Origin of the sequence: Kerstersia sp., assembly GCF_052103615.1 — a bacterium.
In the GTDB taxonomy this organism is placed as follows: Bacteria; Pseudomonadota; Gammaproteobacteria; order Burkholderiales; family Burkholderiaceae_B; genus Kerstersia.
The window spans coordinates 73348-95569 of record NZ_JBQEKA010000006.1; the positions used below are offsets into that span (position 1 = coordinate 73348).

Below are 22222 nucleotides of genomic sequence, written 5' to 3' on the forward strand. Positions count from 1 at the left end.
ACCCGCCCAAGACATAAGCAAGTATCAAGAATGAAAATGAACCTCATTTTAGTGAATGAGGTCACTTAGCAGCAAGCCCTGCTTCACCTTCGGCGCCGGAATCTGCCCGCCAAGCAGCGAAAGTCAGCCCTGCGGGGCCTCTGGCGCAAATACAGCGTCCAAGTCCCTGGCTTCCAGCACATTCAGTGACCAGGCTTCCAGCTGCGCGCGGCTGGCCTGCTGCAAACGCTGCTGCACCGCCTCGGGCAGCGCGCCGAATTTGCGCTTCAGCTGGCCAGCCAGCAAGCGCGAGCAACCTTCCTGCAACCCTTCCTGGCGCCCCTTCTGACGCCAGCTGTAACTCCAATCCTGTGTATGGGCATTCATCATGGCGGATATCTCCTGGAGGTCTGTGCTGCGGGGCAGGCTGTTTGCCTGCGGCAAGGCGCGCGGCAACAGCACGTGGCGCATCCAGCTGCCCAGGACATGGCGCAGTTCCTGATAAGGCGGGGCGGCAGTCAGGCGCAGCAAAGTTTGCACCAGTTCCTGGGTCTGCTCAAGTTCCTGGCTGTGTTCCAGACGAAACAGAATTGCCGCCAGATTATCCCCCGGCAATTTGCCTTGCATCACCAGCGCGCCTTCATCAAGCAGCAGATATTTCATATCGGGCTGATAGGGTTGCAAGACGCGGGGAGCCCTATCCACCAGGTCTGCCACACGAGTGGGTTCGCGCCAGCGCGCGGCGCCGTTGTACAGCAGAATAGGCAACACCAGCGGCAGCTTTTGCGTGGCAGGCGCCGGACGGCGCAGCGAAAAATCTTCATACAGCAACGCGCTGTAGCCCATGAAGCGGATGCTCATGAAACGGTCTGGCCGGGACTGATGCTCCAGCATCAGCAGCAGATACAGTTCACAACCATCGCGCCGCCGCACGCGCCAGACCAGATCGCCTTGGCGGTCGCGTTGCTTGCCGCTGACATAATCAGTGGGCAGGGGCGCCAGGGAATCGAGGTCCAGCAAGGGGCGCAAGCCCTCGGGCAGAATGCCGTGGAACAAGGCGCGAACCATGTGCGGGCTGCTGAATAACTTGCGGTAGTGCTGGTCTTGCAGATTCATGAGGTGTCCCGGGAGCAGCCCGGACTGGCCTGACATCCGCCAAGGCTTGCCGTTTTGCAGCAATCTTGGCCCAGTCAGGCGCGCACAGGCAGGTGAGCAGGGACACTTAATTTATGCCTGAACCGCAGGCACAAGGGACGAAATGAATCGTTTTATCCATGGGTAAAAGCAGCCGGATACGCGGCACCGCGGCCGGCTGACGGCGCAAGCGGCAAGCTGCATAAGCAGCAAACGGCAAGCTGCAAACGGCAAGCGGCGGGCAGCCGTGAAGACGGCCGCCCTGCCCGCCTTACTGGAACGACACAGTGCGCGACGGATGGATATCCAGCGCGTTGTCTTCCCAGCCTTTCAGCTTCGGGTTGACCAGGTTGCGCGATGCGTACTCATAAATCGGCGCCACCGGCCAGGCTTGCGCCAAACGGGCTTCTGCCTGCTGCAGCAAACCGCGGCGGCGGGCCGGGTCGCTTTCCAGGTTGGCCTGCTCATACAGTTTATTGAACTCTGCATCGCTGTATGCGCCGTAATTGTTGGTCGGCGTGTACAGCAATTGCAGGAAGTTCTGCGGGTCGTCATAGCTGGACAGCCAGGCGGCCCGGCCCGTGTCGTAGTTGCCTGCGCGCAGATTGGCGTAATGCACATTGGCCTCGGCATTATTCAACTCGGCCTGCACCCCCAGCGGCTTCCATTGCGCTGCCACCGCAACCGCAATGCGCTGGTGCTCGCTGCCGCTATTGAAGCTCAGCCCCACTTTGAGCGGCTTGCCCGGCCCATACCCGGCCTGGCGCAACAGCTCCGCCGCGCGCTTGAGCCGTTCGGGATAAGGCTGCGCCAACACCTGTTCATACTGCGGCTCGTAATTATCCAGGCCGGTAGGCAGGAAGGAATTCAGCGGCAGCACGGCATTTTCCAGCAACTGCTGCGCAATGACCTCGCGGTTGATGGCCAGGCTCAGCGCCTCGCGCACGCGCGCATCGCTGGTGGGATGGCCATCGCGCAGATTGAATGACAGGTAGTAGCTGCCCAGGCGCGGCGACAAATGCGTGGCGGCCGGCACTTCCTGCTTCAGGAACTCATACTGCGACGCCGGATAATCGCGCAGCACATCGAGATCGCCCGCGCGGAACCGCGTAATGCCGCTGTCGCGATCTTCGATCGGGAAGAAAGTCACGCCATCAATCTTGACCTCGGCGGCATCATAGTAATTCGGGTTTTTCTTGGTATTGAGTTCACTGCCGGTCATCCAGCGCGTCGGCACAAAAGGCCCGTTGACGACAATATTGTCAACTTCGCTCCAGTTCTTGCCATGCTTTTCAATCGCCTGGCGCGGCAGCGGATAGAACACCGGCAGAACCAGCGTGCTGAGGAAATAGGTGGACGGCTCCTTGAGCGTCACTTCCAGCTTTTTGCCGTCCTCCAGCGAACGCACTCCCAGCGCCTCGGGCTTTTGTTCACCCTTGGCGATCTCTTCCGCATTGGCAATGGGATACAAACGGTGCGCGGTACTGACCGCATTCTGCGGATCCAGCACATAACGCCAGGAATAGACGAAGTCATCCGCCGTCAGAGGCGTGCCATCCGACCATTTGGAATCGCGCAGGTCAAAGGTGTAGGTTTTGCCATCGTCGGACAAGGTCCACGCGGTCGCAACGCCCGGCACAACCTTGCCCTCGGCCGACACTTCCACCAGCCCGGCAAACAAGTCGCGCAGCACGTCTTCTTCCCAGACGCCGCCGGTAATGCGCGTGGGGCTGAGCGAAGCCGGATCGCCGATGATGCCGACCTTCAGGGTTTGGGCCTGCAAGGGCGCGGCCATTGCCGCAAGCGCCAGCGACATGGCGGCCAGGGAAAAACGTTTCATCATTCACCTCGTGATCGCAGAAAGTTAGGCACGAGCCCGGGCTGATAGCGCCGCGCTGGGCAAGCGTTGATTAATGCATGGATGGCAAACGCCGGCCAATACAATTTCCGACTATCTATACCAGTCCTCTTTATAACTGGAATTCCAGCCAGACGAAAAAGCCGGTGCGCCTGCCATCAGGCGCACCGGCTCATTTGCCTCTGGCAAAGGGCTATTCCTTGCGTTCCCGCCCCAGGCCCAGATAGCTTTCTATCACCCTGGGATCATTGGCCAGTTCACGCGCCGGGCCATGCAGGCTGATCTCACCGGTTTCCAGCACGTAGCCGTAATCCGCCACTTGCAAGGCCGCACGCGCATTCTGCTCGACCAGCAGAATGGCAACACCTGTCTCACGCAGACGGGCGATGATGTGGAAAATCTCGCGCACGATACGCGGCGCCAGCCCCAGGCTGGGTTCATCGAGCATCAGCAGCGCCGGCCGCGCCATCAGCGCGCGGCCCACCGCCAGCATCTGTCGCTCCCCGCCCGACAGCGTGCCGGCCTGTTGCGCACGGCGTTCGCGCAAGCGCGGGAACAGCTCGAACACCTCGTCCAGCGTGCCGCGCCAGCCTGCTTCGCGGGCGCGGTAGCGCCGGAAGCCTCCTAGCAACAGATTGTCTTCCACCGACATGCTGCCGAACAGCTCACGCCGTTCCGGCACCAGCGACATCCCGGCCGCCACGCGGCGCTCCACCTGCCAGCCCGAAACATCCTTGCCGTCGTAACGCACCACGCCTGCGGCATGGCCGGTCTGCGGCAAGGCGCCCATCACGGCATTGAGCATGGTCGATTTGCCTGCGCCATTGGCGCCGATCACGGTAACAATGCTGCCGCGCGGCACGCTCAGGGTCGCCCCCGCCAATGCGCCGACTTTGCCATAGCGGGCCGACAGGCCGCTGACCTCAAGAATGGGCGCCGTACTCATTGCACACCTCCACTCGCCTGCGCGCCCTGGATTTCCTCGGGCAGATCGTCATCAATCCCCCCCAGATAGGCTTCCAGCACAGCCGGGTTCTGCTGCACCTCCGCCGGCAGGCCTTCGGCCAGTTTGGTGCCGAAATCCATCACCACCAGGTGATCGGTCAGGCGCATCACAAAATCCATATCGTGTTCCACCAGCAGGATGCTCATGCCTTCGCCGCGCAGGTTTTCCAGCACCTGGGCCAGTTCCTGCTTTTCCTTGTAGCGCAAGCCCGCCGCTGGCTCATCAAGCAGCAACAGCACGGGATCGCAGGCCAGCGCCCGGGCGATTTCCAGAATGCGTTGCTGACCCAGCGCCAGATTGCCAGCCTGCTCATAGAGATAATCACCCAGCCCCACGCGCTTGAGCTGTTCTGCCGCTTCATGCAGCAACCGGGCCTCACGCTCGCGGTCGGTATGCAGGGCCCCGGCCATCACGCTGACATCCGAGCGCAGGTGCGCCCCCAGCGCCACGTTTTCCAGCACAGTCATGCCTGGCAGCAACTGCACATGCTGGAAGGTGCGGCCCACGCCCATGCGGGCGATGGTACGCGCCGGCTTGCTGTCGATACGTTCCCCCAGAAAACGCACCTCGCCACGCGTCAGCGGCAGCACGCCGCTGATCAGATTGAAAGTGGTGCTCTTGCCCGCGCCATTCGGCCCGATCAGGCCCATGATTTCGCCAGCGCGCACTGTGAAGCTGATGTCGTTGACCGCGACCAGGCCGCCGAACTGCTTGCGGATGGCATCAACTTCCAGCACCACCTCCCCTGCACCGGGCTTGCCGCGCTGCGGCAGACGCTCTGCCGCTGGCGGCGGCGCCAGCTGGCGCCGCGAACGCGCCGCGCCAGTGATCTGATCCCACCATCCCGACAGAATGGGCCACAAGCCGTCACGGGCGTATTGCAGCATCAGGATCATCAGGACGCCAAAAACGATCATCTCGAAATTGACATTGGTATCCAGCAAACGAGGCAGCCAGTTCTGCAATTGGTCGCGCAGCAACAAGATGACCGCCGCGCCCAGGATCGCCCCCCAGACATAACCAGCCCCGCCGATCACCGCCATGAACAGGTATTCGATGCCGTAGTTCAAGCCGAAGGGGCTAGGACTGACCGCTCGCTGCATATGGGCATACAGCCAGCCCGAAATGCAGGCCAGCAATGCCGCCCAGACGAAGATCACAACCTTGTAGCCAGCCGTATTGACGCCCATGGATTCCGCCATGCCCGCGCCGCTTTTCAGCGCCCGGATGGCCCGGCCCGGCCGCGAGGACAGCAGGTTGCGCGTGGCCCATAGCGCCAGCAGCACGACCACCCAGATCAGGTAGTACATGTAGCGCCCATTAGCCAGCGACACCCCGAATACACTGATAGGTTCAATACCCGCAATACCGTCATGCTTGCCCAGCGCGTCAATATTGCCGAACAGGAAGTAGAACGACAGCCCCCAGGCGATCGTGCCCAGCGGCAGGAAGTGCCCTGACAGGCGCAAGGTAATCGCGCCCAGCAGCCACGCAATGGCGGCCGTCAGCAGCAAGCCCACGGGCAAGGTCAGCCAGGGTGACCAATCGTAGGTGACGGTCAGCAAGGCCGTGGTGTAGGCCCCGACGCCGACAAACGCTGCCTGCCCGAACGACGTCAGGCCGCCCACACCGGTCAGCAGCACCAGGCCCAGGACGACCAGACTGGCCAGGCCGATGTAATTGAGCTGGGTAATCCAGAATTCCGGGGTCGCGCCCAGCATGGGCAGCGCCGCCAGCACCACGAGGAAGATGGCAAGAAGAATGCGATTCATGGCCTTACTCCTCGTCGTCCGTGTGGTGGCTGGAAAGCGAACGCCAGACCAGCACCGGGATGATCAGCGTAAAGACGATGACCTCCTTGTAGGCGCTGGCCCAGAATGACGAGAACGCTTCCAGCACGCCTACCAGCAAGGACCCGGCCGCAGCGACTGGATAGCTGGCCAGGCCGCCGATAATGGCGCCGACGAAACCCTTCAGACCAATCAGGAACCCGGTGTCGTAGTACACCGTGGTGATGGGCGCGATCAGCATGCCCGACATGGCGCCGATGGCGACCGCCAGCGTGAACGTCAGGCTGCCGGACATATTGGTGCTGATGCCGACCAGACGGGCGCCCCGACGGTTGACGGCCGTGGCGCGCAGCGCGCGGCCATACAGCGTCTTGCCAAAGAATAGCCACAGCGCCACGATCAGCACTGCGCAAGTGCCAACCACAAACAGGCTCTGGGCCGCCACGGTCGTAAAGCCAAGATCCACCATGCCATTGACGAACGCCGGCGTGCGCCAGCCCTCGGCGCCAAAGAACACCAGCGCCAGACCGGTCAGCGCGAAGTGCACCGCCACGGACACAATCAGCAGCACCAACACAGTGGCTTCCGCCAGCGGCTGATAAACAATGCGATAGATCATTGAGCCCATGGGCGTCACCAGGGCCAGCGTCAGCAACATATTCAGCCACAGCGAGTTATCCAGCGCCGCGTAACTGAGGGTCAGCCACAGCAGTACTAGCGGAATCGCCAGAAACGTGAGGGCAGCCCGCCCCAAGCCGGCATAGTTGCTGGTGCGCACGGCGCGCAGCACTTCCAGGATAAAGGCAATGCCGCCAAGCAAAGGCAGCAGATAGGCAGTGCCCGGCACGCGGCCGTCGCCCAGCATGGCCAGCGTCAGTGCGCCGAATGCCACGAATTCGCCTTGGGGAATGAAGATGACGCGGGTCACCGCGAACACCAGCACCAGCGCCATGCCCAGCAGGGCATAGATAGCGCCGTTGACAATGCCATCCTGCAACAGGATCAGCGCAATTGTGGAATCCATCTAGAACCACCTTGGTGAAGCCCGATGGCCGGAAGCGTCCTGGCCACCGTGAAAACGGCGCGTCGGGCGGCAGCCCGCCCCGCCTTAACGGCAGCAGGGCAGGACAGACCGCGCGAACGCTTGCTGCCTTACAGATCCGGCTGATAAATCCACTTGCCGTCTTCAACCTTGACGATCACACGCGCACGCTCGTCAAAACCGGCGTGGTCGGTGGGCGACATATTGAAAACGCCTTGGGAAACCGGCAGGTTCTTGATATTTTCCAGGGCATCGCGCAACGCTGCGCGGAATTCCGGCGTGCCGGGCTGCGCGCCGCTCTTGAGCGCTTCGGGCACTGCCGCAACGATCAACTGGCCGGCATCCCACATATGGCCGCCGAAGGTGTTGGTCGCCCCGGCACCATGTGCCTGCTCATACGCCTGCGTGTAGGCCAACGCGGTCTGCTTGACCGGGTTGCTGTCAGGCAATTGCGCCGCCACCAGCAGCGGGCCGCTGGGCAGCAGCATGCCGTCGCAATCCTTGCCGCACACGCGCAGCACATCGTTATTCGCAGCGCCGTGCGTCTGGTAGATCTGGCCGCCGTAGTTACGCGCGCGCAGTTCCTTCTGCGGCAGCGCCGAGGGCGTGCCTGCGCCCGCAATCAGGATGGCATCCGGGCGGGCGCCAACCAGCTTGAGCACCTGGCCAGTCACGCTGGTATCGGTACGGCCGTATTTTTCGACTGCCGTCAGTTTGATGCCCTTGGCTTCCGCGGCCTGCTTCATCACATCCAGCCAGCCATCGCCGTAGGCGTCGGCAAAGCCGATGAAGCCCAGTGTCTTGACGTCAGCCTTGACCATGGCATCGGCCAGCGCCTCGGCCATCAGAGCGTCATTCTGCGGGGTCTTGAAGACCCAGCGGCGCTTGTCATCCTGCGGCTCCACAATCTTGGCGCTGGCCGCCACACTGATCATGGGCACCTGCGACTCCGCCGCAACGTCCACCATGGCCAGCGAACCCGGCGTCACGGACGTGCCCACCAGCACATCCACCTTGTCTTCGGACACCAGCTTGCGGGAGTTCTTCACCGACTGAGTGGTATCGGTGGCGTCGTCCAGCACAATCCATTCAATCTTCTGGCCGGCCACTTCCTTGGGCAGCAAGGCCACGGTATTGCGTTCCGGGATCCCCAGCGACGCCGCCGGGCCGGTGCTGGACACCGTGACGCCCACTTTCACTTGCGCGCTGGCAAGCAGGGGCAGGCTCAGGAAAATCGCGGCCGCAGCCGCCTGCATAGTGAATGGCGTACGCATGATTTTTGTCTCCTGTACCGGCTGTTTGAGCTTCTGTTTCCGAAGGCAACCGGCTGTTTTTTGATGTTGTTAATAGGTTAATCAGGCCCACCCCGTTTGGGAAGCAGTATTTGACGGAAAACCGCTCCATTCCTCCTATCGGAAACACCTAGATGGGATAAAGATGCGCCAGCAGGCCAACACTGGCAGGAATATGTATTTGCCAGGTTTTTCAGTTATTTATCATGCAGCCGCGCGGCAGAGGCATGCGTTCAGGCCGGACAGGACGGCCGGGTTTCGTTTTCCAGCCAGCTCAGCCATTGCATGGCAGATTCGCGTGAAGTGCCACACATTTGCGCCGCCGGCGCCAGCGACGCGCACACCTCGGGCCGGCCAGGCTGCCCGAAAATCATGCAGCGCTCGCGCTCATCAAGCTGGATGCAGCGGGTTCCCGCAGGCTTGCCGTGCGGCATGCCGGGAATCGGGCTGCTAATAGAGGGCGCGGTACAGCAGGCACCGCAATCAGGACGGCATTCCATCGTTAGTCCTTGTGGTTAGTTCTTGTGTTCGGTGAAATGGGCCGGCGCCTGACCCTGCCCGCCATCGCGCCAGAAGGCAGCAGCCAGCAAGGCCTGTGTGTAAGGATGGGCGGGCGCCGCGAAAATTTCTTGCGCGGGCCCCTGCTCCACGACCTCCCCGGCATGCATCACCATCAGCGTATCGGCCATGGCCCGCACGACAGCCAGATCATGGCTGATGAACAGATAGGACAGCTGGTAGCGCTGCTGCAAATCGCGCAGCAAATCCAGCACGCCCGCCTGGACGGAACGGTCCAGCGCGGAAGTCGGCTCATCAAGCAACAGGAACTCCGGCCGCAGGATGACGGCCCGGGCAATGGCAATGCGCTGCCGCTGCCCGCCGGAAAACTCATGCGGATAACGATTGCGCATGCCCGGGTCCAGGCGCACATCGGCCATGGCCTGGACAATCCGCTGCTCACGCTCGCTGCGGCGCAATTGCGGTTCATGCACCCGCAGCCCTTCGCCAATGATGTCCCCCACCGTCATGCGCGGCGACAAGGCGCCGAATGGATCCTGGAACACAATCTGCATGCGCCGGCGCAAGGGCCGCATGGCTGCAGGGCCCAGACGCGCCAGATCCAGATCTTCGAAGCGCCGGCTGCCCTGCGCCGGCAACAAATTCAGCAAGGCCCGCCCCAGCGTCGATTTCCCCGAACCGGATTCGCCCACAATCCCCACGGTTTCCCCCCGGCGCACATCCAGGCTGACACCCCGTACGGCCACGAAACGCTCTGGCCGGCGCCACAGCCCGCGCCGAATGGGAAATGTCACCGTGACATCGCGCGCCGCCAGCAATACTGGCGCCTCCGGCGCGACTGGCGGTTTGGTGCCGCCCGGCTCCGCCGCCAGCAGCATGCGCGTATATTCCTGGCGCGGCCGCGTAAACACCTGCGCGCACGGCCCCTGCTCGACCATCTCGCCGCCACGCATGACGCACACGGTATCGGCCACATGGCGCACCATGCCCAGGTCATGGGTAATCAGCAGCACCGCCAGGCCCAGCCGCTGCTGCAAATCGCGCAGCAAAGCCAGAATCTGCGCCTGCACCGTCACATCCAGCGCCGTCGTCGGCTCATCTGCCACCAATACCTTGGGGCCGCAGGCCAGAGCCATGGCAATCACCACACGCTGGCGCTGGCCGCCAGACAGTTCATGGGGATAGCTGCGATAGCGCCGCTCCGGTTCCGGGATGCCGACCTGCCGCAATAACTCCAGCACCTTGTCCCGCGCCGCCCGCCCCCGCAACGCCGTATGTTTGTACAGCGACTCACGAATCTGCAAGCCCACACGCATCATCGGGTTGAGCGCCGTCATCGGTTCCTGGAACACCATGGCAATTTCATTGCCGCGCAATTGCCGCATCCGCGCTTCCGGCAGCTTCAGCAGCAACTCGCCCTGATATTCGATCCGCCCCGCCAGCACGGCGCTGTCCGGCAACAGGCGCATGAGCGCATAGGCCGTCACGGATTTGCCTGAACCCGATTCGCCAACCAGCGCCAGCGTCTGCCCGGCACGCAGGTCAAAGCCGACCGAGCGGACCGCCTGCACCGGGCCATCCGCCGTGCTGAATGTCACGCCCAGCCCGCGCACCCGCATCAATACCTCATCGGCAGCCGCCGGGCCGGTCGGCACGGCAGCATCCTCGCGCCGGTTCGTCATGGTTGCTCCGGCCTCCCTCAGCGGCTGCGGGGGTCCAGCGCGTCGCGCAGGCCATCCCCGAGAAAATTGAGACAAAACAATGTCGTCGTCAGAAAAGCGGACGGCACCAGCAACATCCAGGGCGCGCGCGCCATCATGTCCTTGCCTTCGCTGATCAGCGCCCCCCAGCTGGTCAGCGGCTCCTGCACGCCCAGGCCCAGAAACGACAGAAAGCTTTCCAGCAGGATGACCTTGGGCACCGTCAAAGTCAGATAGATCATGACCGGGCCCAGCAGGTTGGGAATGATATGGCGCAGCACGATATCTCGGTTACGCACACCCAGCGCCTGCGCCGCCTCGACGAACTCCCGGCGTTTAAGAGACAGGGTCTGGCCGCGCACGATGCGTGCCATATCCAGCCATTCAACCGCTCCGATCGCGACATAGATCAGCAGAATATTGCGGCCGAACACTACCATCATCAGAATGACCAGGAACAGAAAGGGCAGCGAATACAGGATATCGACAAAGCGCATCATCAGCGTGTCCACCCGCCCCCCGGCAAAACCCGCCACGGCGCCATACAGCACCCCGACCACCAGCGCGACGATGCTGGCCACCAGCGCTACCGACAGCGACACCTGGCCGCCATAGAACGTGCGTGTCAGCAAATCCCGCCCATTGGCATCCGTCCCGGCCAGATGCCCGCTATCCCAGGAAGGCGGCGCCCGGAACGCGGACCAATCCACCTCATCGAGCTGCCAGCCGGTAAACCATGGCCCCAGCAAGCAAATCGCGGTAATCATGGCCAGCAGCGTCAGGCTGACCATGGCGGCCCGGTTGGCACGCAAACGCCGCCAGGCGTCATAGGCCAGGCTGCGCCCAGGCGGCGCCGGGGGCAGCACTTCGTCCTGACGAGCGGAATCATTCGCCATCATGTCCGTCAGTCCTCATAGCGTATTTGCGGATTGAGCCAGCCATACAGCAGATCCACCAGCAGGTTGAACAGCACGATGAGCACGCCATAAAACACCACGACCCCCATCACCAGCGTGTAGTCACGGCTTAATGCCGCCTGGACGAAATAGCGCCCGATACCAGGCAGGCCAAAAATCTGCTCGATCACCACCGAGCCCGTCACGATCCCCACCATGGCAGGCCCCATATACGACAACAGCGGCGCCAGCGCAGGCCGCAGGGCATGATGCAACACGACCTCAACCGCGGACAGGCCCTTGGCCCTTGCCGTGCGGATATGCGGGCTGCTCATGGTTTCTATCATGCTGCCGCGCATCAGCCTGGCGATATATGCCACCTGCGGAATCGCCAGCGCAACGACCGGCAGCAGGATATAGCGCCACTGCCCATCCCCCCAGCCGCCGGCGGGCAGCCAGCCCAGGGTGACGCTGAACAGCAGCGCCAGCACCGGTGCCACCACAAAGTTCGGAATGGCAATGCCCGCCAGCGCTACCCCCATGACCGCATGGTCGGTCGCACGGTTGTGGCGCATGGCCGCCCAGATGCCCAGCGGCACACCGCACAGCAGGGCCAGCGCCATGGCCCACAGCCCCAGTCTTGCGCTGACCGGAAAACCGGTAGCAATCAGGTCGTTGACGCTGCGATCGCGGTATTTGAAGGACGGCCCAAGATCGCCCCGGGCCAGATTGCCCAGATAGATGAAGTACTGCGTCATCAGGGGCTGATCCAGATGATAGGCCGCTTTCAGGTTGGCCTCGATTTCCGGCGGCGCCTGAATTTCGCTATCGAACGGCCCGCCAGGCGCCAGCCGCATCAGAAAGAAGGACAGCGTAATGACCAGCAGCAGCGTCGGTACGGCTTGCAACAGCCGCCTGAGAATATAAAGAACCATGTACGTCGCCTTGATGGAACCTGCCCAGGACATCAACCGCCCGTGGCAGCAGCCCATAGGCCAGCGCCTGGCGCTGATGCCCCCTGGTTGGTTTTCCCCGCCAGCGTGCCCTGGGCCACTTCTGCCTGGAAAACAAGGCCATTACACCACGAAGAGCCAAGCCCGCGCAGCGTGACGCCAACGGCGGGAAGCGCTGCGCATGGCAGCGCCAGTTGCCCCGCAGAATCTCGATAAAGTTCGATATTTAAGAGTAGTTTCCGCTAAAATAGACTAAAAAATGTGAAGAAAATCATAGGAAAACTGCCATGATCCCGCTCAGGGAAAAACATGCGCTGGTGCTTTTCTCCGGAGGACAGGATTCCGCCACATGCCTGGCATGGGCGCTGAACCGCTATGGACGAGTCGAGACATTGGGCTTTGACTATGGTCAGCGCCACCGTGTCGAACTGGACTGCCGCACACGTCTGCGCACCCAGGTCGCCAGCCTGAAGCCGGAATGGGCGGCACGCCTGGCAGACGACCATCTCTTGCCTGTGGATACCTTCCAGCATCTGGGCCAGACCGCCATGACTGGCGATGTCGCCATCACCATGCAGGCCGATGGCCTGCCGAATACTTTCGTGCCCGGCCGGAATCTGATCTTCCTGACCTTCGCTGCCGCCCTGGCCTACCGCCGCAACCTGAATGTCCTGATCGGCGGCATGACAGAAGCCGATTATTCCGGCTACCCGGATTGCCGCGACAACACCATCAAGGCTTTGCAGGTCGCGCTCAGCCTGGGCATGGAACGCCAGCTGACGCTTGAAACACCGCTGATGTGGCTGGACAAGACCGAGATATGGGAACTCGCCTGGCGGCTGGGCGGCGATACCCTGGTCGAAACCATACGCCAGGATTCCCACACCTGCTACCTGGGCACGCGTGATGCCTTGCACTGCTGGGGCTACGGCTGCGGCAGCTGCCCGGCCTGCACTCTGCGGGCGCGGGGTTATGTGCGCTGGGCCGCGCAGCACGCGCTGCGCTGAAGCGGCCTCCTGGCCGGGCTCAGACCGCCTCCAGTTCCACCCAATAACCGCTGATCAGTTCAGCCGGACGGTGCTGGGCCTGCACTCGCGCCGAGACCTCCCAGGCATCAAAACGCACGCCCAGGCCGGCATAGACGCCATGCCCATCGCCTGCTTCCAGCACCCCCGGCGTTTCAATGCCCTCGCCGGCACGGATGGCGCTGCCCGCACGGATATCATCGCCTGCCTTGATGCCCCAGCCTGAATCCAGGTAATCCTCTACCTCCACGGCGCCCCCGGCAATCAGGCCACGGGTGATTTTCAGCGAACCCGCCACGGCGATCCGGCCTCCGACCTTGACCCCTTGCTGGCACACCAGGCTGGCCTTGGCTTCCAGATCGGCCCCCACCTGCAGGTTGCCGCCGATCTGGGCCTCGCCCGCCACGGCCACATCCCACTGCGCCCGCAATTGCCCGCCGCACTGAAGCTTGCCGCTCACCTCCAGCCCCCAGCCCGCCTGCACGTCCCCGCCAACCCGCAAATCCCCGGTGCAACGGATGCCGCCCTCCGCGTTGACATCCCCCCCGGCCTGGATGATATCGGCACGAATACTGCCCTGGGTGCGGATGCCGCGGCCGGTACGCACAATCGCATCCACCTCGATGCCCTGCCGCACCACCAGCTCTCCCGCGAAAATCATCGCGTTGGCTTCCACCGCATCGACCTGGCGCACGGCATCTATGGGGCCAAATTGATCCAGCAGCCAGCAGGCGTCCTCGATGCGGTTGGCGGCGACCAGCGCATCCAGCAATTGCTGGTACTCCCCCTGGCCATTGTGATCGCGGATAAACCAGCGGTAGCCCGCAGCGCAGGGTTGCTTGGCCTTAACGAAATTCTTGGTGAGTTGCATGATGCCCGTGCTGGCCAGCCGTGTCCGTCAGACAAGGCAGCCATAGATGTGCTTGCGGAAAGACGCTGCCGCATTTGGCCATCAGGCCAGCGGCAGCGAATCAGGAGGGCAGCGCCTGGACGGCGCTGCGGCAAGAAACACACGGCGTATCAGCCGGGTTTGGCACGGGCAAAGGTAGAGCGGAAAGCCAGTTCCTGCGGGTCCAGCGGACGCCAGCGGGTTTGCGCAACAACGCCCGGCGTGAACCTGCCACGGCCGGCATAGCGATGTTTGAACGAGATCGTAGAGCGGCGGACCGCAAGCGCAGACACGGGAACCGGGCGAGGCGAAAGAAAAAGGCAAAAACGGGAAGCAGAAACCACACAGCCGCCAAAATTGCGCATGAAGGCAATGGGCGGCTGCTGCAGACTGCGGATATCTTAGCAGGCGTCAGGACGGCTTCACAAGAAAAGCCCGCCGCCAGGCGCGGCAAGCGTGGCAATGACGCCACTGCCGCCGCGCGCTTGGCGGCAGTGGCCCACGCTCTAATCAGGCTTCAACCTGGCGGTTGCCGCCGCGCAGGCGCTTCCACCATTTGGTCTGCGACACAATGGTGAACACCAGCGCCAGCAGAATGGCCGCCGACAACGGTGACGTCACGAAGCCCATCAGGAACTCGCCCGGATTTTCACCTGCCGACAACATGGCCTGACGATAGGAACGATCCATCAATGGCCCCAGCACCATGCCCAGAATGACCGGCCCCACCTGGAAGCCATAAATCTTCAGGAAATAGCCCAATACCCCAAAACCCAGCATCCAGTAAACATCCATCAGATTGTTATTGATGGAATACGCCCCTACCACTGACAGGACCAGAATGACAGGCAGCAAGATACGCTTGGGTGTCTCAACAACCTTGGCAAATAGCTTGATGCCGGATAGGCCGAAGATCAGCAGGAAGATATTGGCCAGTGTCAGGCTGCCCACCGTGAACCAAAACAGGTGCGGCGTTTCGATCATCAGCATGGGGCCAGGCTTGAGACCATGGATATAAAGCGCCCCGATAATAATGGCAGTCACGGCGTCACCAGGGATACCGAGCGTCAGCATGGGAATATACGCTGCCGGAACCGCCGAATTATTGGCAGTTTCAGGTGCCACAATCCCTTCGTAGGCGCCCTGACCAAACGGCACTTCAGGATTTTTCACCACGCGGCGCGCATGGTCGTAGGCCATCAGCGCCGCAATATCGCCACCGGCGCCCGGCAAGGCGCCAACACCGACGCCTATCGCGGAACTGCGCACCGTCAACGGTAAATACTTGCGTATCATTTTCCACGACGGAACAATCTTGCTGACATTCTGTTTGACCGTTTGCCCATGCAGATCATGCAGCTGCGTCAAGATTTCAGCCACCCCGAAAAAGCCTATCATGGCCGCGATGTACGAAATCCCGGCGGTCAATTCCAGACTGCCGAACGTGAAACGCGGCTGCGCCGTCAGCGGATCCAGGCCGACTGAACCGATCAGCACGCCCAAGGCGCCGGCAAACATACCCTTGGAGAGGGAACCGCCGGACAAACTGCCCACCAGCAACAGCCCCCAGGCAGCCAGCAACAAATACTCCCTGGGACCGAAATTCAACGCGAACTCGGCGACGACCGGCGCCGCAATCGCCAGCACGGCAATCGCGATAAAGCCACCAATCACCGATACCACCGTTGTCAGCCCGATCGCCAAACCGGCTTCGCCGCGCTTGGCAATGGGGTAGCCATCCAGGGATGTGGCGATCTGCGCCGGGCCGCCGGGAATATTCAGCAGAATGGACGCGCGCGAACCGCCATAGACGCCACCAAGATAAATCCCGGCAATCAGCACCAGCGCTTCATTCACGGGCCATTTGAATGTAAAGGAAATCAGGATGGAAACCGCCATCGTGACCGACAGGCCGGGAATGGCGCCAATATAGATCCCTGCGAATGTACCGATCGCTGCCATCATCAGCAGCTTGGGCTCAGTCCAGGCGATCAGAAAATATTGCAATGCATCGTTCATCTCAGATCCCTTGCAACCAGGTACCGGCCGGCAGAATGACGGAAAACAGGGTTTCAAAAACCACGTGAATCACACCCAGGAATACTGCCGGAATCAACAACGTCACCCACCAACGGCGGCTACCCAGCAATAGCATTGTGCAAGCCAGGAACAGGTACGAGGACAACAGGAAACCCAGGCGCTCCATCAGGACCATATAGGCCAGCATGGCCAGGCTGACCCAGAGCACGACCGACGGCAAAATCTTGCGGAAGAACTCCGCCGCAACCGGGCTGCTGTATGCCGCCGATGCCTTGAACGTGCGCCAGACAAAATGCAGGGCGCAAACCACCATCAGAAAGGCGGCCGCCATGGGGAAGGACCCGGCGGACGCCAGGGATTCAAAACCGGAAATATCGTAGGCGTGCCAAAGCAGAAAGGCTGCCAATCCCAACAGCAGGACGACAAATACCAGCTCGCCTGCCTGACGCTGTGCTTGTTGCTTCATCAAATATCTCTCTTTTCCGTACGCTCAGGCAAGGCGTCCGGCAAGTGTGTGACACACCAGCCGGACGTCCGCTTGCCATGCTTGCCGGAATGCAGGAGGGGCAGACCATCGCCTGGAGGAAACGGCCTGCCCGCGCCTGTCATCAGGGCTTGGGAATACCCAAGGCCTCGGGGCTGGTCTTGGCTGCGCCCACCGAGTCATACAGCCATGCCGTGGTGGATTGCCACTTGTCGAGGAAATCCTGGGCTTCCTGGCCGCTCAGGTTCAGCACTCGCGTTCCGCGGTCAGCGTTGAACTTCAGGTAGTCGGGCGATGCCGCTGCCTTGGAGAAAGCATCGGACAACTTCGCCTTGACGGCATCCGGCGTTTCCTTGCGGACAAACACGCCATAGAACGGCCCCCAGGGCAGATGGCGTTCCAGGCCATCGAGTGCGGCAGCTTCCGTCATCGGCGGGATATCGCCGAAGGGTTCGGTGCGCAGCACGCCCAAGGCCTTCAAGCGGCCCGCCTTCACATGTTCCAGCACCGCGCCGGAGGCAATGAAGCCGATATCGGCGTGGCCGCCCTGCAGCGCGGCAATGGCCGGGCCATCGCCATCAAACGGCACCAGCGTCGTTTCAAACGGCGTGACGTCGTTAATCATGGCGTTGATCGTGAAAGGCACCGTGCCTTGGCCTGCGATGTATTGCTTGATCTTCTTGGGGTTGGCCTTCACGTAATCGAACAGTTCCTGCGTCGTATTGGCCGGCACATTGGGATTGGCCACCAGCAGGATGGAGTCATTGATGGACACGATATTGATGGGCGTGAACTCGCCGAAATCAAACGGCGCCAGGTTCAGCACACGGTACAGCGCCTGCGGTTCGGCAGCCATCAGAACCGTGTAACCATCGGGCTGTTGCCGCAGCGCGAAGTTCGCGCCCACCGCCCCGGAACCGCCAGTCCGGTTCTGAATCACCAGTTTCTTGCCCAGCTCGTCTTCCGCCAGCGGCGCCAGCGCGCGCATGGCAACGTCCGTTGCGCCTCCGGCGCCCCAAGGCACGATTGCGGTGATATCCCGGCGGGGATAGTCGTCAGCCTGCGCCGGCGCAGCCGCCGCACCCAGAATACCGGCCAGCGCCAATGCGCCCAAGCAGCGTTTCATCATTGCCATTCCTCTTATCCCCTTTGCATGTTTGGTTTCATCGCCGCTTTTCCCGGCAAAATCGGAACCTGATTAATATTTGGAACTGGATTCTATTTGAAACAAGATTCACGAAATCAACCATCGGGGATTGCCCTAATTCAGGCCTCATTCAGGTGCTGAAAATGCAGCCTGATGATCGGCCGCCGGGCAAAACAGACAGCGCCCCCGCGCCTGACCAGACCGGGATGCCAGGCCCTGCCGGGGGTCATGCGGGGCCTGGCTGGCCGCCGCGCTTGGATTCTCGTTCTATTTGAAATAGGATGCAGTGCCAGAGCCATCCTTGTTATCCCGGTGGCCCGGGCCTTGTCCCTGCCCGCATGACCCACTTGCATACCGCCGAGCCGGATACGTAAGATGCCATGTCTCCGTTGCGGGACAGCCTTATTTGATAGGATCGTTGCACATGCCTCCCTCCCGCGACCGAGCCCTGCGAGTCGTCGAATTGCTGGCCCATTGTCCCGATGGACTGCCCATGTCGGAAATTGCGGAACGCCTTGCGATCCCCAAGACTGCCATCCACCGCTTGCTGGGCGACCTGCAGCAAATGGGGTATGTCAGCCATACGCATGATGGCCGCTTCTGTCTGACCATCAAGATCATTTCTATCGCGCTGGACTATCTGGCCGCCACCGGCCTGACGGATGCCGTGCAACCGCCGCTGGACCATGCCGCGCGGCAAAGCGGCGAGCTGGCGCGCCTGGCCGTCGTCAATCATGAAGAATTGATCTGGATCGCCAAAGCCCAGGGCGCCGGGCCTGGCCTGCGCTACGAACCCGGCCCGGGCTGCGTTGTAAACCTGGCCGCCACCGCCACTGGCCTGGCCTGGCTGGCCACCCTGCCGGAAGACCAGGCGCTGCGCCTGATCGCCATACAAGGGCTGACACCTGAACCCACGCAGGGGCCGCAGGCGCCGCGCTCCATCCAGGCCGTGCTGAAACGGCTGGAAAAAGTGCGTGCCCAGGGCCACGCCATGATGTTCGACTCCAATGAGAACGGCATGAGCGCGCTGGCCGTGCCTGTCTTCACCCCTGGCAGCCATCAAGCGCTGGGCGCCTTGTGCATCACCGGGCCGTCATTCCGGTTTACGCAGGCCCGCATGGAAGCACTGATCCCTGCCGCGCTGGAAACCGCCACGGCGCTCGGCCGGGCCAGCCGCGACTCTCCTCTCCTGGCGCGTGTCCTGATCTGAGCCGCCGCCTGCCCGCGCTCTGAAGCCAGACGCAAAAAGGCCAGCCTTCAAAGGCTGGCCTTTTTCATTTTGCAGAGCAGGATGCGCCAGCCGGGCTTACCGGCCAGCGCATCACTGATTCGCTCAAGCCTTGTCGGCGCGCGCCTGGGCAATGGCGGCGGCACGCAAACGGTCGTACTCATCCTTGGGCACGGGCTTGGCATTCGGATCACCCAGATCCTGGCTGCGGATCCGGTACGTTTCACGCGCCGTCCAGGCTGCCATGGCGGCAATCACCGTCACAGCAAAAGCGATGGAACCGACGATCAGCGGAATGCTGCGCGACTCGGGCGGCGCCACGATGGTGAACAGTGCGGGCAGCAAGGCCGAGATGGTCGTGCCGGTATTTTGCGCAATCGCCATGGCCGACACACGGGTACGGGCCGGGAACAGTTCCGGGAAGTAGCTCGGGAAGATCGCGTTGTAACCCTGGTACACCACGCCCCACATCAGCAGCGAGAACGTAATCGCCAGCGGCACGCTCTTGATGCTAATGGCATACAGGTAAGCGAAGGCCAGCAGACCGGACACCAGCGCACCGACGATAATGGGGGTGCGGCGGCCGATACGGTCGGACAGATTGCCCACGAACGGAATGATCAGCACCGCCAGGCAGTTGCCCAGTACCGGAATCCAGAGATACACATCCTTGGCGAAACCGATGCCATAGGCCGGCTGCACCGCGTATGCCGCACCGAAAATCGTGGCAATTACAGGGATGACGTTCATCAACGCCATGCAGGCCACGCGCAGCATATCGCGCCAGTAGTACTTGAAGGCGTCGATAACCGGCGTGCGCACCGGCGCGCCTTCCTTGGCTTCTTCGCGGAAAATCGGCGTCTCATCAACCTTGCGGCGGATGACGTAACCCATGATGATAACGATGAAGCTCAACAGGAACGGAATGCGCCAGCCCCAGCTATTGAAGGCATCTTCCGGCATATAGTGTGCCAGGGGCAGGAACACGGCAGCCGCCAGAATCTGGCCCACCTGCACGCCTTGCAGCGTGAAGCTGGCAAAGAAGCCGCGGCGGCCAAACGGCGAGTGTTCCAGAATCATCGAGCTGGCGCCCGAGATTTCACCGGCAACGGCAAAACCTTGCACCAGGCGCAGCAGCACCAGCAGCGCAGGGGCCCACAGTCCAACCTGGTTATAGGTGGGGAGCAAACCCACGGCAATCGTGGAGAAGCCCATCAGGAACATACACGTCAGCAATACGTTCTTACGGCCTTTCGTGTCTCCCCAGTGGCCCAGGACGAAAGCGCCGATAGGACGCGCCACATACCCGACACCATAGGTTGCCAGCGAAGCCACGATAGCGACTTTCGGGTCAGTGCTGGGGAAGAAGATCTGCGGGAACACCAGGGCCGCGGCCGTGGCGTAAATAAAGAAGTCGTAGTATTCGAGGACAGAACCCAGCCAGCCACTTGCCGTCGCGCGGCGGGTCTGGACGGCATGTTCGGTATCAATTTTTGTCATGTGTGCTCCTGTATTCCACCCTCTGAGAGAGCGGAGCTGCTGGTACGCGCCAGCGTCAACGCCCATTTATATGCCAGGCAGGGGGCTATCTTGCGCCCGGCAAAATCCAGAATGAAGTTCCTATTTCTGGATTTTTCCTTATTTTTGGAAATTGGAACTGGATTCTAGATCAAGAAACTTGCAAGCGCCTGAATCAGGGTCTAACAAAATCCACTATCAGTTATGCCGGGAAATCATCATCGCCTCCGCAGCCTGTGGATAAAAGTGTGAAGAACCTTGCCCGAAATGGGCCTGTCAGTCCGTACAGTACCCGCTCAGGCCATGACAGGCCAGCCATTTTCCCGGCCAGCGGCCAGCCGCTCTACCCATGCCGGGCCTGCTTGCCCTTCCGGCATGGAACGCGTCCCTCCTTCTGCGGGCGCCCCCCAGCATCATCATTCCAGTCTGACCAAAATCAGCAGGAAAGATCCATACGGGATTACACCAACCGCCTGAAAACCCGCATGAAATCTAGCCTTATTTCGATAAGGCGCAGGCATTCACTCCCCGGCAAGACATCCTTCCGGCATCAGGTCTGCGCCGTTTTTACCTGTCACCAGACAGCGCCGGGCGCTCACCGGGACACTCGCTCGCAGCCTTTTTAGCGCCCCGCCCGCCTGCCCGAAAAAGTTATCCACAGGCCTGTTGCAAAAACCAAGCAATACCTGCCTGAATTGTGGATAACCACTATTGCAGGCACAAAAAAACCAGCCCGTTTTCACGGGCTGGCCAGTGCAGACTATTCAGAAATGTGCTTGTCAGCGCTGCCGCACACCGCCGAAGACCAGGCCTGCCGTCTCTGCGGCATCCACGAAACCGGCCACCAGGTAGGCATCATCACCATCGGCGCCGCCATCATCTTCCCCGCGCACGGCAACCCCCGTCATCGTCTTGCCGGCATACTGGCAGCCGGCACTGCGGCCAAAGACCAGCTCGCCGTGGTAATAATGGTGCTCCGTATCCGGCGTGAATTTTCCTGAGTAGTCGCAAGAGGTGCCAGCGAGTGTGGTCTTGCCCTGGAAGCGGCCATCTGCGGCAACCGTGGCCTGCATCGACAAAACAGACGAACCCAGCTTCCATACCCCTTCGATTTCAGGCAGCGTCGCCTTCTTCTCATAGTCCGCGACATAGTCCAGCTTGAAACTGATCTTGCCGGCACCCGTCATCGAGCCAGAGATGGATTTCTTGGGCACAAAGCGGCTTTCCAGGGAATTGGTCACGACGGTTCCGCTGAACAGATCGAACTCCTTGAGCGTTCCCTTGGCCGTGTTGTCATCGGCAGTCACCTTGCCATGCAAAAGACGCAGGAAATCTTCCTGCACGGCAAAACCCCACAAGGTCCCGGAAGGTTCGATCAGCACGCCCAAATCCACATCCGCGCTCGTTTCGCCATCCCACATCCCTTGAACTGCCAGCGCCCCGCCCGTCTGCCCTTCTTCCGGGTCCGCGTCCGACGACGATCCGCCCCCGCATGCGGCCAACCATACGGTCATCAGCGCCACACCTAAGCTCTTGCTTGCCTTATGCATTTGTCTGTTCCTTTGGTCCACATCCGGCCCCCTATAGGCCGAGCGTCACTGCCCCGCAGCATACGGACAATACCCTTCCATATATTTAGATAGAATTAATTTAATACAATATAAACAAAGAACGGGCCTGCATAGGCAGGCCCGTTCTCAACATCACCCTAACAGGTGCTTA

At 61.6% G+C, this 22222-nt stretch carries 18 protein-coding genes; 2 read left to right on the plus strand and 16 right to left on the minus strand.

Annotation, left to right across the window (positions count from 1 at the left end; genetic code table 11):
- Positions 1–123: 123 nt before the first annotated feature.
- The 10 genes from ACTJGZ_RS03255 to oppB form a co-directional block, all read right to left on the minus strand.
- A complete protein-coding gene (locus ACTJGZ_RS03255) occupies positions 124–1095 on the minus strand; it encodes an Rpn family recombination-promoting nuclease/putative transposase (RefSeq protein WP_441661511.1) in 972 nt (323 codons plus the stop codon).
- Between the two features lie 289 nt (positions 1096–1384).
- Complete coding sequence (locus tag ACTJGZ_RS03260; RefSeq protein ID WP_441661512.1) at positions 1385–2956, minus strand: peptide ABC transporter substrate-binding protein; 1572 nt, start codon at positions 2954–2956, stop codon at positions 1385–1387.
- A gap of 208 nt (positions 2957–3164) precedes the next feature.
- Positions 3165–3917 carry an ABC transporter ATP-binding protein gene (locus tag ACTJGZ_RS03265; RefSeq protein WP_441661513.1) on the minus strand — a complete coding sequence of 251 codons (753 nt, stop codon included), beginning with the start codon at positions 3915–3917 and terminating at the stop codon, positions 3165–3167.
- Positions 3914–5749, minus strand: coding sequence for a branched-chain amino acid ABC transporter ATP-binding protein/permease (locus tag ACTJGZ_RS03270; RefSeq protein ID WP_441661514.1), 1836 nt, complete (start codon positions 5747–5749; stop codon positions 3914–3916). The genes ACTJGZ_RS03265 and ACTJGZ_RS03270 overlap by 4 nt, the downstream gene beginning before the upstream one ends.
- 4 nt (positions 5750–5753) lie before the next feature.
- Entirely contained in the window at positions 5754–6791 is a 1038-nt protein-coding gene (locus ACTJGZ_RS03275) for a branched-chain amino acid ABC transporter permease (RefSeq protein ID WP_441661515.1), read from the minus strand.
- A gap of 128 nt (positions 6792–6919) precedes the next feature.
- Positions 6920–8083, minus strand: a complete 1164-nt coding sequence (locus ACTJGZ_RS03280; RefSeq protein ID WP_441661516.1) for an ABC transporter substrate-binding protein — start codon at positions 8081–8083, stop codon at positions 6920–6922.
- Positions 8084–8334: 251 nt separating this feature from the next.
- Positions 8335–8601: a YkgJ family cysteine cluster protein gene (locus ACTJGZ_RS03285; RefSeq protein ID WP_441661517.1), complete on the minus strand. Its 267-nt coding sequence runs from the start codon at positions 8599–8601 to the stop codon at positions 8335–8337.
- Positions 8602–8616: 15 nt separating this feature from the next.
- The gene (locus ACTJGZ_RS03290) at positions 8617–10302 is read right to left on the minus strand and encodes an ABC transporter ATP-binding protein (protein WP_441661518.1); all 1686 of its coding nucleotides are present in this window, start codon (positions 10300–10302) and stop codon (positions 8617–8619) included.
- Between the two features lie 17 nt (positions 10303–10319).
- Entirely contained in the window at positions 10320–11219 is a 900-nt protein-coding gene (locus ACTJGZ_RS03295) for an ABC transporter permease subunit (protein ID WP_441661519.1), read from the minus strand.
- Between the two features lie 5 nt (positions 11220–11224).
- The gene (gene oppB, locus ACTJGZ_RS03300; RefSeq protein WP_441661520.1) at positions 11225–12151 is read right to left on the minus strand and encodes an oligopeptide ABC transporter permease OppB; all 927 of its coding nucleotides are present in this window, start codon (positions 12149–12151) and stop codon (positions 11225–11227) included.
- Between the two features lie 305 nt (positions 12152–12456).
- On the opposite strand from oppB, the gene queC reads away from it, so the two are divergent.
- A complete protein-coding gene (gene queC / locus ACTJGZ_RS03305) occupies positions 12457–13176 on the plus strand; it encodes a 7-cyano-7-deazaguanine synthase QueC (RefSeq protein ID WP_441661521.1) in 720 nt (239 codons plus the stop codon).
- 19 nt (positions 13177–13195) lie between these two features.
- Here the strand turns inward: queC and ACTJGZ_RS03310 are convergent, their stop codons facing one another.
- From ACTJGZ_RS03310 to ACTJGZ_RS03325, 4 genes are all read right to left on the minus strand, one after another.
- On the minus strand, positions 13196–14065 hold the full coding sequence (locus tag ACTJGZ_RS03310) for a hypothetical protein (RefSeq protein ID WP_441661522.1): 870 nt from the start codon (positions 14063–14065) through the stop codon (positions 13196–13198).
- Between the two features lie 528 nt (positions 14066–14593).
- On the minus strand, positions 14594–16102 hold the full coding sequence (locus ACTJGZ_RS03315; protein WP_441661523.1) for a tripartite tricarboxylate transporter permease: 1509 nt from the start codon (positions 16100–16102) through the stop codon (positions 14594–14596).
- A gap of 1 nt (position 16103) precedes the next feature.
- Complete coding sequence (locus ACTJGZ_RS03320; RefSeq protein ID WP_441661524.1) at positions 16104–16589, minus strand: tripartite tricarboxylate transporter TctB family protein; 486 nt, start codon at positions 16587–16589, stop codon at positions 16104–16106.
- A gap of 142 nt (positions 16590–16731) precedes the next feature.
- On the minus strand, positions 16732–17736 hold the full coding sequence (locus ACTJGZ_RS03325; RefSeq protein ID WP_441661525.1) for a tripartite tricarboxylate transporter substrate binding protein: 1005 nt from the start codon (positions 17734–17736) through the stop codon (positions 16732–16734).
- Between the two features lie 442 nt (positions 17737–18178).
- Between ACTJGZ_RS03325 and ACTJGZ_RS03330 the strand changes: the two genes are divergently transcribed.
- A complete protein-coding gene (locus ACTJGZ_RS03330; RefSeq protein WP_441661526.1) occupies positions 18179–18964 on the plus strand; it encodes an IclR family transcriptional regulator in 786 nt (261 codons plus the stop codon).
- A 123-nt stretch (positions 18965–19087) separates the two neighbouring features.
- Here ACTJGZ_RS03330 and ACTJGZ_RS03335 read toward each other — a convergent pair whose 3' ends face one another.
- Both ACTJGZ_RS03335 and ACTJGZ_RS03340 read right to left on the minus strand, forming a co-directional pair.
- Complete coding sequence (locus ACTJGZ_RS03335) at positions 19088–20482, minus strand: MFS transporter (protein WP_441661527.1); 1395 nt, start codon at positions 20480–20482, stop codon at positions 19088–19090.
- A 797-nt stretch (positions 20483–21279) separates the two neighbouring features.
- Positions 21280–22014: a hypothetical protein gene (locus tag ACTJGZ_RS03340; RefSeq protein ID WP_441661528.1), complete on the minus strand. Its 735-nt coding sequence runs from the start codon at positions 22012–22014 to the stop codon at positions 21280–21282.
- Positions 22015–22222 lie beyond the last annotated feature (208 nt).